The sequence below is a fragment of the Phycisphaerae bacterium genome (assembly GCA_012729815.1).
Classification (GTDB): domain Bacteria; phylum Planctomycetota; class Phycisphaerae; order JAAYCJ01; family JAAYCJ01; genus JAAYCJ01.
This window is the reverse complement of record JAAYCJ010000245.1, coordinates 1-17262: the sequence shown is the minus strand read 5'-3', so window position 1 is coordinate 17262 and position 17262 is coordinate 1. Positions and strand designations below refer to the sequence as shown.

At 65.1% G+C, this 17262-nt stretch carries 12 protein-coding genes; 9 read left to right on the top strand and 3 right to left on the bottom strand.

Features of this window, described 5'->3' with window-relative positions:
• On the bottom strand, nt 1-309 hold a 309-nt coding region (locus GXY33_16110; protein ID NLX06662.1), incomplete at its 3' end, for a sigma-70 family RNA polymerase sigma factor.
• Nucleotides 310-482: 173 nt separating this feature from the next.
• Entirely contained in the window at nt 483-2204 is a 1722-nt protein-coding gene (locus GXY33_16105) for a hypothetical protein (GenBank protein NLX06661.1), read from the bottom strand.
• 203 nt (nt 2205-2407) lie between these two features.
• Between GXY33_16105 and GXY33_16100 the strand changes: the two genes are divergently transcribed.
• From GXY33_16100 to GXY33_16060, 9 genes are all read left to right on the top strand, one after another.
• The gene (locus GXY33_16100) at nt 2408-5989 is read left to right on the top strand and encodes a cellulase family glycosylhydrolase (GenBank protein ID NLX06660.1); all 3582 of its coding nucleotides are present in this window, start codon (nt 2408-2410) and stop codon (nt 5987-5989) included.
• A gap of 92 nt (nt 5990-6081) precedes the next feature.
• A complete protein-coding gene (locus GXY33_16095; GenBank protein NLX06659.1) occupies nt 6082-6636 on the top strand; it encodes a hypothetical protein in 555 nt (184 codons plus the stop codon).
• A 126-nt stretch (nt 6637-6762) separates the two neighbouring features.
• Nucleotides 6763-7644, top strand: coding sequence for an MBL fold metallo-hydrolase (locus GXY33_16090; protein NLX06658.1), 882 nt, complete (start codon nt 6763-6765; stop codon nt 7642-7644).
• A gap of 165 nt (nt 7645-7809) precedes the next feature.
• Nucleotides 7810-9576, top strand: coding sequence for an indolepyruvate ferredoxin oxidoreductase subunit alpha (gene iorA / locus GXY33_16085; protein ID NLX06657.1), 1767 nt, complete (start codon nt 7810-7812; stop codon nt 9574-9576).
• Nucleotides 9573-10157 (top strand): indolepyruvate oxidoreductase subunit beta, encoded by a 585-nt coding sequence (locus GXY33_16080; protein ID NLX06656.1) that lies wholly within the window; start codon nt 9573-9575, stop codon nt 10155-10157. The genes iorA and GXY33_16080 overlap by 4 nt, the downstream gene beginning before the upstream one ends.
• Nucleotides 10154-11443 carry a phenylacetate--CoA ligase gene (locus GXY33_16075; protein ID NLX06655.1) on the top strand — a complete coding sequence of 430 codons (1290 nt, stop codon included), beginning with the start codon at nt 10154-10156 and terminating at the stop codon, nt 11441-11443. Before GXY33_16080 ends, GXY33_16075 begins: the two co-directional genes overlap by 4 nt.
• Before the next feature lie 120 nt (nt 11444-11563).
• Nucleotides 11564-12622: a TRAP transporter substrate-binding protein gene (locus GXY33_16070; GenBank protein NLX06654.1), complete on the top strand. Its 1059-nt coding sequence runs from the start codon at nt 11564-11566 to the stop codon at nt 12620-12622.
• A gap of 4 nt (nt 12623-12626) precedes the next feature.
• Nucleotides 12627-13124 carry a TRAP transporter small permease gene (locus GXY33_16065; protein ID NLX06653.1) on the top strand — a complete coding sequence of 166 codons (498 nt, stop codon included), beginning with the start codon at nt 12627-12629 and terminating at the stop codon, nt 13122-13124.
• Entirely contained in the window at nt 13121-14431 is a 1311-nt protein-coding gene (locus tag GXY33_16060; protein NLX06652.1) for a TRAP transporter large permease, read from the top strand. Before GXY33_16065 ends, GXY33_16060 begins: the two co-directional genes overlap by 4 nt.
• Before the next feature lie 6 nt (nt 14432-14437).
• On the opposite strand, the gene GXY33_16055 is transcribed toward GXY33_16060, so the two are convergent.
• The coding region (locus GXY33_16055; GenBank protein ID NLX06651.1) for a hypothetical protein at nt 14438-17262 on the bottom strand (2825 nt) is incomplete at its 5' end.

The following is a 17262-nucleotide window of genomic DNA, read 5'->3' as shown; positions in this document are numbered from 1 at the left end:
GGCCTGGCGCATCTGGTCCAGCCGCGGGTCGGCGGCGACCTGCGGCCGCGACGGCGGATCGTCCGCCAGCTCCACTGGCCGCCGTCGCCTCAGCAACATCAGGCTGAGATTTCGGGCCACCGCGATCAGCCACGCCCGCGGCGAACGCAGGGCGGCGATGCCCTCACCCTGATCGGCGGCCTGGACGAAGGTGTCCTGGAGCAGGTCGTCAGCGGCCTGGCGGTCGCGGCAACGGGCCCGCAGATACGCCAGCACCGCCGGCCCATGCCGCCGATAGAGGCCCTCAAGGCTGTCCTGCCGTTGGTCCATCAAGCACCGTCGCCTTGCGTTGTCACCTGTATGTTGAACGAGCGGGCGGAAAAGTTCAAAAAAAGAATCCCGGCTCCGACGTTTCGCGAGCCCGCGCCCCGCGGCCAAGAAAAAAGGGACACACCCGAAGGCGTGTCCCTTTTGACATTGAACCGCGGCTATCGGCCGATCGCTCAGGCGTTTCGTTGGGCCAGCAGGAGCTTGGTGGCGGTTTCGCCGCCGTTGACCAGGTAGAGCAGCGGGGTCGGCCGGTCCGTGTTTTCGATGTACGACGGGCGGGCCTGCCACGGCGTGAGGGACAGGACGTTGGCCATGTCCATCCAGAACTCGAGGCGGGCGGGCTTGAGGCCCCAGATCATATGGAAGTGGTTGGCCGGGGCGAACTGCTTGTACTCGCCCATGGTGGCGTACTTGGGCGTCACGAAGGTGTGCGGCCAGGTGTAGTTGGAGGTGTGGCAGACCGCGTCGGCGAGTTTTTCGGGCAGATCGACGGTGGTCGCTTCGTCCCAGACCATCGAGAAGGCGTTGGTGGTTGCGGCGTAGGCCATGCGTCCGGCGATGCCTTCGATGCCGCCGGGCGATAGGAAGGTGGCTGAGTTGCCGCCGCCGGGGAAATAACCCGGATCGGCCAGCGGCAGCGAGATGTTCTTCATGATCTTCTCGACGGGCATGCCGGGTTTGGCCGCCCAGTCGAAGGCGGCTGATCCGGAGTTGTCGCCATCGACGAACCCGCGGGCGGCCCAGAGGGCCTTGGCGGGCACGGCGACCTTGAGTTTTTTGGCCAGGTCCTTGATCTCCCACGGCTCCCAGACCTTGCGGAAGTCCATGAACAGCGGCGGGTTGTCGCCGGTCAGGTGGGTGAAGTAAAGCATGGTCAGCAGGCCCTGCATGTCGGCTTCTGTGGCGAAGGGCAACGGGGTCTTTTTGCCGCGATGGTCGAACGTCGAGTTGAACAGCGACTCCATCACGTCGGCCACCGGCAGCGGAATGCCGCGCGGGTCCGAACCCCACTCGAGCTGGTTCATGAATCCGCCGCCGACGGCGTTGTAGTCATCCAGCAGGTCGCGGCAGGTCAGGTACACAGCCAACGATTGATTGAACCTCTGGCTGTCGGCGTCGTCGCGGAGTTCGAGCCGCTTGCCGATGTGCTTGTCGATCCAGCCGCGAAGGTCGCGCAGCTCCTTCTGGTCATAGGCCTTTTTGTTGAGCCTGTCGGCCAGCAGCTTCATGTCCAGCCGCGTGATTTCCAGACCGAAGGTGTTGCGGGTGGGGATCACGTGGGCCAGGGCCGTCTCCATGCCCATCGAGTCGTGTCCGAAGACGACGACGCGGCGGCCCTTGAGGCCCTGGTGGCTGACCGCGGCGTAGCACCAGTCGATCAGGGCGGCGGCGGTGTTGTCGGTCATCTTGGGGTTCAAGCCGGTGTCCGGCCAGGTGCCCACGTTGATGTGCACCAGCTTGCCGTACTGCGAGACGGCGCCGCTGGAGGCGTGGACGAAGACGACGCCCGGTTTGGGTCCGGAGTTGCCGCAGGTCAGGTTCAGCGGGGTGTCCTTGGGGAATTGCTGGATCAGGGAGATCAGGTTCGGCTGGGGGAACGACCAGGTGTCGCAGGTTCCAACCAGGACGTTGACGCCGGCCTGCTCGAACTGGCGGGCCACGATGTCGGCCTGTTTTTCGCTGTCGACCAGGACGTCGCTGTAGACCACGCGGACGGCTGAGCCGCCGGCCAGGACCACGCCGTCGGCGATCACGTCGGCAGTCATGCGGACGAGATTTTGTGCGCGCTTTCTAGAATCCTCGTCGATCCGGAAGTCGCAGGGCGAGAAAACCCCGATGACCGGATTTTTGACTTTCGGTAAATTCTCGGTTCCGAGCCGCGTCGCTTTGGCCATGATATCGTCTCCGAAATGAGTTACCTTATGCGATTGTCAGTTACGTTCAGTAAACGTACAGGGTGTATAGTAAAGGGCCGCATTTGGGTTGTGTCAACCTCTTTTTAAAACGCCCACAACTGGTGTATCTTGAGGCGGTATAAGCAATCGGCGATTCCGAGCGTGCAAGAATCTCTTCGCGGCAAGAGCGAAAGGAAATCCTCATGCGAGCATGTCTTCTGGCGGCGATCGGTGTGGTGGCGGCGTCCTCGGCCTTTGCGGGCAACCGGATGGAAATCCGCGGCCGCGACGTGTACCTCGACGACAAGCCCCACATCCCGCACGGGATGATCCACGTCGGGCTCGATCAGTACGCGGCGCTGCAGAAGCTCGGGATCAACAGCCTCTCGCTGGACGTGGCGTTTCGCGACTTCGATCCGCAGCGGTCGGAGGAGGAGAACCGGGCGGCCCATGCGGGCTATCTGAAGGCGGCTGACGAGGCGCACCGGCACGGCATGACGGTCCTGTGGCTGATGAGTTTCCACTACACGCCCGACTGGCTCTGGCAGCGGTATCCGGACGTGCGGATGAAGAAGCACGACGGGACGGACGGCGAGGGCGGCTGGATGAGGATGTGTTTGAATCATCCGGGCTTTCGGGCCGACGCCGAGAAGTGGCTGCGGTTTTTTGTCGGCTATCTCGGCGACCACCCGGCCACCGTCGGCTACGTGATGTGGAACGAACCGCACCTGACCGCCCCGGTCGACTACAACCCGCATACGGTCCGGGCGTTCCACGGCTGGCTCGAAAAACGATACGGGACGGTGGCGGCGCTGAACGAGCAACTCGGCTTGGCCGTGGAGGCGTTCGACCAGGTTTCGCCGCCGCCTCCGCCGGACGAACAGGCGTATTGGAGCCAGATGTACGATCAAATGGTGGCGGCGGGCCGGCCGGTGACCACCGCACCGGCGCCGGTCGGCAATCCGGCGCTGTGGATGGACTGGATGCGGTTTCGCCAGGAGAACTTCGCCGATTTCTGGGTCTGGGAGCGCAGCGTGATCAAGGACGCCGCGCCGGACGCCATCGTCACCTCGAAGATCGTGCCGTTCGACCTGTACAGCTCGCACGCCTACGGCGCGGGCACGAACACCGAGATCTGGGTCAACCGCTTCCTCGACGTGCTGGGCATGGACCTCTATTCGCACCAGGATGAAGACTTCCTGGCCCGGTGGAAGTGCGACTACTTCCTGAGCCTGTCGGCCGGCAAGCCGGTCTGGCACACCGAGTACGGCTTTTCGTTCTGCGCCGAGCGCGGGTTGACCACGCCGGAACAGTGGCGAAGCACGTTTTACCACCAACTGGCCCGCGGGGTCGGCGGGTTCTGGAATTACATGTGGGGCGAGCCGGACCCGTACACGCTGCACTATCGCAACTACAAGCCGGCTCCGGTGACGCACCAGATCGGGCGGCTCTCGAAGCAGATGGAAACGCTGGCTCCGCTATTGGCGGGTCTGCAGCCGGAAAGGCCGCAGGTGGCGGTGCTGCACTCGGCCACCACCAGCCTGGCGATTCCCAACGACTATACGGCCACCGCCGATCAGACCACGATCATCGACCTGCTCTATCGCAGCCAGACGCCGTTTAACTTCGTGACCGAACAGATGGTCCGCGAGGGCAAGCTCAGGGACTACCGCGTGCTGGCGGCGGTCGGCGCGGTCGCGCTGGATGATGAGACGATCGAGGCGATCCGCCGGTTCACGGTCGATTGGGGCGGCCACGTGATCGCCAACGCCCGGTTCGCCGAGTTGGACGAGTACGGCCGGCCGCGGGCGGTGCATCCGCCGCAGTGGATGGCGGCGCGGACGACCGGGTTTTATCGCCAGCCGCGGGAAAAGACGGGCGTCCTGGAACTTCGCCGCACGTCGTACGACATCGACGAGAAGGAGATCGACGTCCACGTGCAACTGGAGACGTGGAGTTCGCGGCCGATCCGGCTGGAGTCCGGCGAGGTGCTCGGGTCGGGTCCGATCTTCGGCGATGAGGACACGCAGATGGCCTGGGCCAGCGGCGGGCGTCACGAGCTTTTCTGGGAGGATATCGAACCGCTCGAAGGCGGCCGGGTGATCGGTTATTTCGAGGACGGCAAGCCGGCGGTCGTCGAGACGCCGCAGACCCTGTACGTCGCCCGCGATGTCTGCTGGGTCGATGAAGGCTTCGAGCGGTTCTTCCGCGGTTTTCTTCGCCAAAGCGGCGTGACGAACAAGAATCTCGCCCTGCGCAAGGGCACATCCGAGCCGGCGGCGTCGGTGGACGTGCGGCTGTGGGAAAACGACGATCGCAAGGTGCTGTTCGTGACCAACTCAGCGCCGACGCTGCACTACGACGGCAAGCCGCTCGACTTGGAGGTGCTATTCGAAGTTTACGGCGAGGTCACCGATGCTCTGACCGGCGAGAGAATCCCGAGCCGCTGGGAGAACTTTACCCGTGTGGTCCCGCTGACGCTGGTGGCGGGCGAGGCGCGGGTGCTGGTCGGCAAGCCATATCCCGCCGGCTGGGAGGACGCCAAGGCCCGCTACGAGGAAGTTCACCGGTACGTTCGCCCGGACGATCAGCCGTATGTGACCTGGTGGCGCTCGCCGAAGGAGCTGTGGGTCTGCGACAACCGGACCGAATTGGGCATCGGCACGCACGGCATGAGTGACGAGCACGCGCAGATGGTCAGGCAGCTCGGTATCCGGCTGGTGCGGCACACCATCTACTGGTACAACGTCGAGCGCACCGATCAACCGGGCGTCTACGACGAAGCGGCCCTGAAACATTACGACGAGATCACCCAGCGGGCCAAGGACATGGGGATCGAACTGGTCTACATCATCCACGGCAATCCGCCGGGCGCCGGCTGGGAGAGTCGCGAGGCGACCTATCAACGGTTCGCCGACTTCGCCGCCTTCATGGCCAAACGCTATCCGTCCGTCCGCTACTGGGAGTTGTGGAACGAGTGGGAGACTACCTTTACCGACATCTTCGGCGCGCAGCGAGAGTATTTTCCGCCGTTTGAGATGGGCCGCTGCTACGGCCGAATGCTCCAGAAGGCGTATCCGGCGATCAAGCAGGCCAACCCGGAGGCGTTCGTTCTGATCGGCGGGCTTTCCTACGGCGACCCGACCGCGATCATCCGCGGCATCTACGAGCAGGGCGCGCGGGAGTGCTTCGACGTCATGAACATTCACACCTACGGGGTGCCGGTCAACTGGGGTTTCGTGGTCAGCGGCTATCAGGCGAAGGCGGCGATGGGCGAGTACGGCGATTTCAACCGGCCGCTGTGGAACACCGAGTTCGGCATCGACGCGGGCAACCTGTACCGGGCCTGGCAGGTCGCGACGGGCGAAGGCTTCGACGAGGGCCACCTGAAGCAGTGGAAGGCCTGCATCGCCGACGCCCTCAAGACGCGGCTGTACTGGAAGATCCTGCCGTACCAGCTTGCCGCGGGCAACGAGACGGCCAACGACGTGCTGAACGACCCCAACGGCGGCGTTGACCTGGGCGAGGGCCGCGTCGCCGACGACTACGGCTTTGGCCTGCTGCGAGCCGACGGCGTGACTCCCCGGCCGACCTACCGGTGGCTCGAACGGGCCCGGATCAACCGAAAGATCCAAGCCGAGCCGCGGTTGGTCGCCGACGTGCGGGTCGCCTGCGATCCGGCCCTCAAGCCGGTCGGCTACGAGTTCGAACCCTTCGAAAACGGCTTGGTCGTCAAAGACGTGACCGTCAACTCGCTGGCGCCCACCGTCATCCGGTTCCGGTAGCGCGCCCGTCACCGGCGGCAAAAAGACGGGACATCCCATCCGCCCCTCGGTATAATCAAGGCCAGGCCTTGACTTGGTGAAAGGAGGACATGATGGGGCGGATTACGATCCTGGCGTGCCTGCTGGTGGGCGTGCTGACGGCTGGGTGTGACATTTCAATCATCATTCCCGACCCGAACGACATGGCGCCGGAAGACCTGTTCGCGCTGATGGACGAGGCGACCGACATCGTCCGCGATGAATTCCCGGATGCCCGTTTGGTGGAGGTTTTCGGTTTTCCGGATCAGGGCGCGGGTCTGGCCTATGAGGCTGAGGACCTGGTGGACTGGGAGTTCTGGTTCGTCGACGACATCGACGACGCGACCCCCGGCCAGGTCGTCCTTCCGTACGAAAACGGCGTCTTCGGTAATCTGCTGATCAGCGACGAGCCGATCACGGGGACGGTCTACGATCGCCTGCCGGAGGACGTGACCTACCAGGAGGCCATCGACATCCTGCGCGACGACGGGATTACCAGCGGTTTCGAGAACATCAACCTCCGCAAGCTGCTGCAGATCCCGGAGCCGGACGAAGCCTACTACATCTTCGCGTTTCCCGATGACAGCTTCATCGCCGTCGGGGCCGAATCCGGCGATATCATCGAGTAAGATGGGCGTCGCCCAGCGACCGCCGCAGGCTATCCAAGCGGGCGGACCTTCCGGATTCCCGAAATGCGCTCGTCGGTGGGCAGACTTTCTTGGCTTGGCCGCGCTGTTCCAGTATAAGATTCACCCATGAACTTTCGCGTCAATACGCACAAGATCGACGACCTGACCTTCATCGGCTATTCGGTGGGCGGTGAGGAGACCGTGGTGGGCGTGCCGGAGCTGAACGTCTGCTTCGACATCGGCCGGGCGCCCAGCGAGGTCATCAACATCGACCACGTCCTGCTGACCCACGGCCACATGGACCACGCCGCGGGCATCGCCTACTACTTTTCGCAGCGGAACTTCCTCGACAATTCGGACGGCACGATCGTCGTGCCCAAGCCGCTGGCCCAGCCGATCCATCGTCTGATGGAGGCGTGGGTCGCCATCGAGAACCACCGCACGCCCTATCGCGTGGTCGGCCTGGACCCGGGCGAGGAGTACACGATCCGCAAGAACCTGATCGCCCGAGCCTTCCGCACCGAACACGCCGGCCCGTGTTTGGGCTACAGCGTGCTCGACGTCCGCCAGAAGCTCAAGGATGAGTTCGCCGGCACCCCAGGTCAGGAACTGGCCGCCCTCAAACAGCGCGGGGTCGAAATCACCTACACCATTGAAGTCCCGCTGGTCTGCTACTGCGGCGACACCGCCTACGGCCGGTTCTTTGAGCTGCCGTGCGTTCGCGACGCCAGGATACTGGTTCTCGAATGCACGTTCGTCGAGGAAGACCACCGCAGCCGGGCCGACGCGGGCTATCACCTGCACGTCGAGGACTTCGTCCGCGCCTTGAAGGAGTTGAACAACCAGCACGTCCTGCTGACCCACCTGTCGCACCGGACCACCCTCAAAGCCGCCCGGCAGGAACTGCGCCGACGCCTGACCGAAGAGCAATTCGCCCGCGTGCATTTCCTGATGGCCCGCCCGCGGCCGGGCAACCTGCCCAACCCGCACGAAGGCAACCCCACCTGATCGACGCGGACCGGCCGACCTGCCTTTACAGAACCACTTGACGCGCTTAAGATTAGTGGACAATCGGCCGCGTTCTGAGTACGCTAAGGGTTCGGCAGTCTCTTCCGCTCGTCGGTCGCGGCCAATGCCGTTCCCTTTGGATGCTGACATACAATTCGAGCACATATGACATCAGTAAAACTTTTATCAGGTAATGCGGCGATTGCCCGCGGGGCCTATGAGGCGGGCGTCACGTTCGCCGCCGGCTATCCGGGCACGCCGTCCACGGAGATCCTGGAGAACATCGTCCAGTACAAGGACCGGATCACCAGCGAGTGGGCTCCCAACGAGAAGGTCGCGTTTGAGGCGGCCGCCGGGGCTGCGCTGGCTGGGGCGCGGGTGATTACCACGATGAAGCACGTGGGCCTCAACGTCGCTGCCGATCCGCTGATGACCCTCAGCTACATTGGCGTTGAGGGTGGCTTTGTCGCGTGCGTGGCCGACGATCCGGGCATGCACTCGTCGCAGAACGAGCAGGACACCCGCCATTACGCCCGTTTCGCCAAGATCCCGATCTTCGAGCCCGCCAACAGCCAGGAGGCCAAGGACTTTGTGGGTCTGGCCCTGGAGGTCTCGGAAAAGTACCGGACTCCGGTGATCCTCCGGAGCAACACCCGGATCAGCCACTCCCGCGGGCTGGTGACGACGGGCGAGCGCCGCGAGAGCAGCCGGGCGATCGGATTCGTCAAGAACCCGCCCCGATATGTGCCTATCCCCATGTGGGCCAGGCAGATGCGCAAAGAGGTGGAGGAGCGCCTGGGCCAACTCGGGGCCGAGGCCGACCGCTCGCCGGCCAACCGGATCGAGTGGCGTGACCGCTCGCTGGGCATCGTCACCGCCTCGATCGCCTACCAATACGTTCGCGAGGTCTGGCCCGAGGCGTCGGTGCTCAAGCTGGGCTTCAGCTACCCGTTTCCCGACGGGCTGATCCGCCAGTTCGCCGAGGGCGTCCAGCGGCTGCTCGTGGTCGAGGAACTCGACCCGATCATCGAGGAGCACATCCACGCGATGGGCATCGAGTGCGAAGGCCGCCGGTGGATTCCCGGGATCGGTGAGCTTTCGCCGACCCGGCTTCGCGAGTGCCGCGCCGCCATGGAAGGCAAGGCCAAAGTCGCCGACACAGGGGCTGCCCCCCCCTTTGCCGCCGATCTGCCCGCCCGACCGCCGGTGCTGTGTCCCGGCTGCCCGCATCGCGGCGTTTTCTATGCACTTTCGAAGCACGATGTGGTCGTCACGGGCGATATCGGCTGCTACAGCCTGGGCGTCTTTAAGCCGCTCGACCGGCTCGACGTGATCCTCTGCATGGGCGGCGGCGTGTCGATGGCCCACGGCATGAGCAAAGCCGGCGAACCCCGCAAGATCGTCGGCGTCGTCGGCGACTCGACGTTCTTCCATTCTGGCATCACGGGGCTGCTCGACGTGGCCTACAATCGCAGCTCAGTCACCATCATTGTGGTTGATAATCGCACCACCGCCATGACCGGCCATCAAGACCATCCGGGCACCGGGCGGACGCTCATGGGCGAAGAGACGGTCGCGGCTTCGATCGCTGAGATCGGCCGGGCCTGCGGCGTCAAGCGGGTTCGCGAGGTCAATCCTTACGACCAGCAGGCCACGCAGAAGGCCATCGCCGAGGAGATCGCCGCCGACGAACCGTCGTTGGTGGTCTCGGTGGCGGCGTGCCCGCTGCGCGAGCGCAAGAGGATCGGCCTCCAACGGGTGATCCTGCCGGAGGTGTGCAAGAGCTGCCGGGCGTGCCTGAAGATCGGCTGTCCCGCCATTGAGAACGTCGGCGACAAGCCCCAGATCAACGAATTCCTCTGCGGCGGATGCGGCATCTGCCAGCAGGTCTGCAAGTTCAACGCGATCGTCACCGTGGAGGAAGAGCCATGACGGATAATCGGGTGACCAATATCGTGCTGGTGGGCGTCGGCGGTCAGGGCATTCTCCTGGCGAGCGACATCATTGCCCATGCGGCGATCGAAGCCGGGTTCACGGTCAAGACCAACGAGGTGCACGGCATGGCCCAGCGGGGCGGATCGGTGGTCGCTCAGATCCGCTTCGGCCGCGAGGTGTTCAGCCCGCTGGTCGAGGAGGGCGCAGCCCAGGTGCTCGGCGCCCTCGAGCAGATCGAGGCCCTCCGCTTCGCCCACTACCTCGCTCCCGGCGGCTTGGCCGTGGTCAGCCGTCAGGCGATCGTCCCGGTTACCGTCTCGATGGGTGCGGGCACGTATCCTCAAGACGTGCCGGAGCGGCTGGGCCAGGCCTTCAGCCGCCTGATCTGCGTCGACGCGGCCCAGACGGCCGCCGAGCTCGGCGACGTCCGCGCCGCCAACCTCGTGGTCCTCGGCGCGATGGCCACCGGCATGGACCTGCCGGCTGAGGCGTGGGACGCCGCCGTCCGCCAATGCGTCAAGAAGCAATACCTCGATCTGAATTTGAAGGCCTTCGAAGCGGGAAAGGCGACGGCATGAGCGACGGAGCGTTCTTCAGCCGCGAAGAGACGATCTCGCGCGATGAACTCTGCGCCCTGCAGCTTGAGCGCCTTAAGGCGATTGTTCGCCACGTCTACACGAACAACCCCGTGCAGCGCCGCCGGCTCGACGAGGTCGGAGTCGGTCCCGATGGGATCGGATCGCTGGACGACGTGGCCCGGCTGCCCATGATGAACAAGGACGACCTGCGCGACCACTACCCGCTGGGGCTTTCGTGCGTGCCGTCCGACCGCATCGCCGAGATGCACATGTCCTCCGGTTCGACCGGTGTGCCGATCGTGATGCCCTATACGCAGGCCGACCTGGCCCAGTGGGGCGAGTGCATGGCCCGCTGCTACGTGATGGCTGGGGCGCGGCGCGGCGAGGTTTGCCAGATCACGCCGTCGTTCGGCCTGTTTAACGGCGGGTTTGGCATGTACCACGGGGCGCGGGCGGCTGGGCTGTTCATCATTCCGACCGGGGCGGGCAACACCGCCCGGCAGATCAAGCTTGCCGGGGACTTTGGCACTCGCATCCTGACCGGCGTGGTCAGCTATGGCCTGCGGATCATGGAGGTGCTCGAAGAGACGGGCGCGCAACTGCCGAATCTGAAGATCGGCATCTTTGGGGCGGAGGCGTTTTCCGAGGCGATGAAGGCCAAGATGGCCGAGGCATTGGGCATCGAGGCGTTCGACATCTACGGGATGACCGAGACCGGCGGGGTCGGCACCCTCGGCCAGGACTGCCGCGACCACAGCGGCATCCACGTCTGGGAAGACCACTACATCGTCGAGACCATCGACCCGCAGACCGGCCGACCCGTCGCCGACGGCGAGTTCGGCGAACTGGTCGTCACGTGCCTGACCCGGGAGGCGTTGCCGGTGATCCGGTTCCGCACCGGGGATCTGACCCGCGTGCTCTCTCGCGGCCGCTGCGCCTGCGGGCGGACGGCGGTCCGCATTGAGCCGGTGACCGGCCGGGTTGACGACATGCTGATCGTCAAGGGCGTCAATTTTTTCCCGCGCCAGGTCGAGCAGGCCCTCATGCAGATTTCCGGCGTCGGCTCGAACTACCAGATTATCATCGAGGAGATCGACGGCATCCGCGACGTGCGGATCAACGTCGAAGCCGCGCCGTCGGTGACCGGCTACATGGTCGAGAAGGCCCTCAAGGAGGCGTTGGGCTTTTCGCCCAAGGGCGATGTGTTTCCGCTGGGCCGGCTTCCGCGCCAGGAGGGCAAGGCCAAGCGGGTGTTCTTCAAGGGGCCCGACGGGGTCGTCCGATAGGTTGACAAATCGTCCATTCGGGCCGGGCGCCGGTTGGCGCCGCGGCCGTTTCTGGCATCGAGGCGTACAGGGGCGCGTCCGACGGACGCACCGGGACATTATGAACAAGGAGACCCAGTGATGAGGAGAGCATCGCTCGTCCTGTCGGCCGTGGTGTTGGCGGCGTTGGTCGGCTGCAAGTCCAAGGAGCAGCCCGCCGGCGGCCAGGCCGCCAAAACCGAGGTGATCACCCTGCGCTACGCCAATTTCCCCGTCGCCTCCACCTTCCCGTGCGTCCAGATGGAGCGCTGGAAGGAGCAGGTCGAAACCCGCACCGAAGGCCGGGTCAAGATCAACACCTTCCCGGACAGCACGCTGCTGGACGCCAAGGGCATGATGGACGGCGTGATCGCCGGCCAAGCCGACATCGGGTGCCTCTGCATGGCCTATCAGCCGGGGCTCTTCAAGGTGACCAACGCCACCAGCCTGCCGCTGAACATTCCCGACGCCAAAACCGGCGCGCTGGTTCTGCTGGATTTGTGGCGCAAGTACGATCCGGAACCGTTCAAGAAGGTCAAGGTCCTGACCATGTTCACCACCGCGCCGTCGAACGTCATGAGCCGCAAAGCCGTCCGCACGCTCGAGGACATCAAGGGCCTCGATATCCGGGCCTCCGGCGGCGCGGCTGAGATTCTCAAGGCGTGGGGGGCCAATGCGGTCGGCATGCCGATGTCGGACACGCCCGAAGCCCTCCAGAAGGGCACGGTCCAGGGCGTCTTCTCGTCGGCTGAGGTGATGAAGGACTACAAGTTCGCCGAGTCGTGCAAGTTCGTGACCATGACCGACACCGCCGTCTATCCGTTCGCGGTGGTGATGAACCTCGATAGCTGGAACGCCCTGCCTCAGGACGTCAAGGACGTCTTCGACGGCCTGATCGAGGAGCAGGCCCTCTGGACCGGCCAGTACATGGACGACCACGTCGAGGAGGCGCTGGCCTGGTCGAAGGAGAATCAGGGCGTCGAGGTGATTGCGCTCTCCGACGAGCAGAAGCAGCAGTGGAACAACCCCCTCGACCCGATCACCGAGAAGTGGATCGCCGACATGAGCGGCCAGGGGCTGCCCGCCCAGCAGATCGTCGACGACCTGCGAGCCATGATCGACAAGCACATGAAGGCCCCAGCCGGTGCGATCGCCGATTGATCCCATGACCAGACTGATTGCCACATTGCGCCGGATCAACCGGGCGTTGACCCGGGTTCTGATCGCCGTCGCAGGCTTGCTCCTGGTCGGCATGATGGCGTTGACCTGCGCGGATATCTTCCTGCGGCAGGCCTGGCGGCCGGTGCCCGGATCGGTCGAGCTGGTGGGCTTTTTCGGCGCGGTGGTTACCGCGTTCGCCCTCAGTTTCACCCAGAATCGCCGCGAGCATATCGCGGTGGACATCCTCTTCCAGCACTATCCAGCGGTTCTGCGCCGCATCGTCGGCGCGATCAGCTACGCGGCGTGCATCGCCTTCTGCGTGGTCGCGGCCTGGCAGATCGGCAAGCTCGGCGTCCGCATCCTGACCACCGGCGAGGTCACCGAGACACTGCGGATCATCTTCTACCCGTTCGTGTTCGCGGTGGCGCTGGGGTTCGGGACGATCGCGCTGTCGTTCCTGGCCGACCTGCTGGCGTGCGTGGCCGGGGAGGACGCCCGGTGAGCCTGGCCATGATCGGCATCCTCGGGATTCTCGTCCTGCTGGCCGTGCTGTTTCTGCTCGGCCCGCCGGTCGGTTTCGCGATGGGCATCGTCGGGTTCGCGGGCTTCGCCTACGTGGTCTCGTTCGACGCGGCGCTGAACATGACCGGCGGCACGCTGTGGGCCACGTTCTCGAAGTACGGCTTTACCGTGATCCCGCTGTTCATCTTCATGGGCCAGATCGCGTTCTATTCGGGCGTCAACGAGAAGCTCTATACCGCGGCGCACCGGACGGTCGGGCACATCTCCGGCGGCCTGGCCATGGCCACCGTCGCCGCCTGCACCGGTTTTTCGGCGATCTGCGGGTCGAACACCGCCACCGCCGCCACGATGAGCACGGTGGCGCTGCCCGAGATGAAGCGGTACCGCTACAACCCGATGCTCAGCGTCGGCGCGGTGGCCTCCGGCTCGACGCTCGGCGTGGTGATCCCGCCCAGCGTGGTGTTGATCCTGATCGGCCTTTCGACCGAACAATCCATCTCGACGCTGTTCTACGGCGGCATCGGCGCGGGTTTTCTGCTGATGGCTTTGCTGGTGCTCACCGTCTACGCGATCTGCCGCGTGCGGCCCGACTGGGGTCCGGTGGGGCCGAACTTCGCTTTCGGTCAGAAGGTCATGGCCCTGCTCGGCGCCTACGAGATCGTCGTGCTGTTCCTGCTGGTGATTTTCGGGCTGTATCTGGGGTTCTTCACGCCGACCGAGGCCGGGGCCGCGGGCTCGTTTTTCGCGATCGTGCTGGGCCTGCTGCACCGCAAGCTCACCTGGAAAGGGTTCGTATCCGCCGTCGTCGATACCCTCCGCGCCTCGTGCATGGTCATCACGATCGTGGCCGGCGCGGTGATCTTCGGCAAGTTCCTGACCGTCACGCGGCTGCCGTTCGACATCGCCGAGTGGGTGGTCGGCCTGCCCGTGCCCGGCGTGGTGATCATCGGCATCATCTTCGTGATCTACATTCTCGGCGGGATCGTGATGGACGCTTTGGCGCTGCTGCTGATCACCATTCCGATTTTCTTTCCCGTCGGCATCGAGCTGGGCTACGACCCGGTCTGGTTCGGCGTTGCGGTGACCGTGCTCACCACGCTGGGCGCGATCACGCCGCCGGTCGGGGCGACCACCTACGTCGTGGCGGCGATGGCCAAGGACGACATTTCGCTGATGGGAGTCTTTCGCGGCGTCGCCCTGTTCGTCCCCGCCTACATCGTCTGCGTGATCCTGCTGATGCTTTTCCCGAAGATCGTCACGTTCCTGCCCGAGTTGATGGGCGGCTAGACGTCGTCACGTCCGGTCGCCGACCGGTCTGGTGACGTGCCGCTCGTCGTCGAACCACTGGCCTTCGAAACTGCGGATCAGCGTGGTGTGGACCCGTGTGTGCAGGACGTTGCGGCCGGTCCGCAAGCGGCTGGTCGGGATCACCATGCGGCGAGGTTCCCACAGCACCGGCACGAACTCGCCGCCGTTGATCGAGACTTCGCTCGCCTCGCGGAACGGTTTTTCGTAGAGCAGTTCGATCACCGTCTCCGCCTCGTCCGGCACGCGGTCCAGGTCGAAGTGCGAGGTGTATTCGACCACGCCCGCGTAGAACGGCAGGCGGTTGCCCTCGTAATCCTCGAACTGTCCCCGTTCGGGCCGCGAGACCAGCCGCAGCGGCTCGAGCTCGACGCCGAACCCGCCCGCCAGGTACAGCGCGTTGAGCAGCCCGCCGTCGGTCCGGTCGGTGGTCACGCCCACCACGATCCGGTTGGTTCCCGGCTGAAGATGCGGCGTTAAGTCAACTTCGAGACTTCCGCGAACGTGGGCGCCGCTCGGCTGAAAGTCAGCTTCAGTCAAGCGAGCCGAACCGTTCACGCCGATCGACCACTCGCCCACAATCGACCCCGGCTCCATCACGAGCGCCACCGGCCCGTCGAACGCGCATCCGAACTCAAACTCGTACCGCAGGGCCAGCCGCGGCAGCGACAGCGTCGGCGGCGAACCGAACCGGTCCGCGATCTTCGGCGCAAACGGCGCTCCGCTCTTGTGCAGCTGGTTGATCAGCGGCATCGCCGGCGTTTCGCCCGTCCAGGTCGCCTGGCCGCTATCGTCCAGCAACGACATCCGCCAGGTGTACATCCGCAGGAGATTGCGATTCCGAGCTTCGACTTCCGCCGGGCCATCGCCGCGCACCGCGATGACCGCTCTCCTCTCGCCTTCCTCGAACGCGCCCTGTTCGAGCATCACGCTCTCGAACGGGGCCAGCCGCCGCACGAAGTTCGACCCGCGCCGCTCCAGCATCGCCGGCAAGTGCTCGTCCAGCGGAATCTCGCGTATCTCGCTTCCCGCCTCCAACACCACCTCGCGTGCCTCCGTTGATGTGTTCTGCACGAACCACCGCCGCATCGAGGACGAGGCCCGCGTCACCGAATACACCGGCTTCGCCTCGACGCCGTCTTCACCGCAGATCGACAGCGACGGGCCGATCCGCTCAGCCAGCCTCGTCGCAACCTCATCCACCTGCCCCGCTTCGAACCGCACCACCGATCCGCCCGCGGCTTCGAATTCCTCCAGCCACGCCGCCAGCGACTCCTCGACGAAGGCCATCGGCGGCATCACCACCACCTCGCCCCGCACCTCGCGAACGCAGCAGCGCGAGCCTTCGATGTGCGAAGCGGCCAGCACGTCGGTGTCGACCACCAGGAAATCCACGTGACGCGCCAGCAGCGCCTTGCCGAGCCGCCCGAACGCCTCCCGCTGACCGCGGTCCGGAAGCCCGCTCGACGGCTCGATCACCAGCACCTTCGCCTCGACGTGCGTGCCCTCGATCAGCGAGAACACACGGTCCAGCCGGCGGCTGAGGCCGCCGAAGAACGGCCAGTACGGCATCTGGAAGAAGAACGACGGCGGCGCGTCGTGCTTGGCCAGACCGTGCGTCGTGTAGAAGAACCCGTGCGGCACCAGGTAACTGATGCCGGCCAGCACCAATCCGTCGGCCAGCCACTTGGCGTCCTGCAGCGTCGCGCCCCAGCCGAGGCTGTGGTAGCACTCGGTCAATCCGCCGAACTTGCCGTAAACGTACCCCGCGGAGGCCGCCGCCTTCGTGTTCCATCGAAGCTCCGGCTCGAACAGGTCCAGCTCCGCCCCCGCTTTGTGGTGGCCCGCGTCGCTGCCGGGGATGTCCATGTACCGAAGCTGCGAGAACCGCAGCGACGGCTTTTCGCCCGTGTACCAGATCCGATGGCGGCGGCACCATTCGCGCACCGGCTGCTCGAAGACCTGCACGAACCGCTCCAGCTCGAGCCAGTACAGGTCGCGGCTGACCCGCAGATGCTCCGGATGCTCCAGGCACGCCAGCGCCGGCAGGTGCTCGAGCAAGCTGTAGCCGTAGCTCTGCTCGAAGAGCCGCGGCAGTTGCGTCGACCATTCCGGAGCGTACGACCAGAACACGCCGATCTCATCGCAGTAGATCGACAGCACCGACCGGCCGAACTTCTCGCCGAGACGCTGGGCGTACCGCCCGTGCGTCAGCTCCAGGAACCGCCGGATCGCCCGTTCGTTGAAGATATCGACGTAGTTGCCCCAGTACTTGTGGCCGTCGGTTCGGACCTGGACGCTGGTCACGATCAGGTGCGGCCGGTCGGGCAGATCGACGTCCAGCACCGGCGTCGGCTCACACGCCAGGAACCGTTTGGCGTTGTAAGCGGTCAGCCCCTGCTCGTGGTACGTCGAAAGTGAAAGGTGCATGCCGATCGAGGCCGTCAGATCCGTCGGCTCGGACCAGCGCGTCTCCTCGCCGTCCAGCGGATACGCCACCGCCGAGAGGACGTCGCCTCGCGGCAGCTCCAGCCGCACGCGCCCGCCCTGCACCCGCTGCCGCGTCTGAACCAGCGAGGTGCCGTGAAACTCCGGACGGCCGAGGATCACTTCGCCGCCGGCGACGCCGGAAGGGTACGGATACTCATCGTAGAGGTGCACGCTCAGGCCGTGCTTTTCGGCGGCGGCGATCGCCGCCTCGACCATCGCAAAGAACGACTCGGAGAGGTACGGCCGATCCAGCCCCTGGCGCGGATGGATGAAGAAGCCGCGGATGCCCTGCGCCGCCATCTGTTCGACCTGCCAGGCGATCT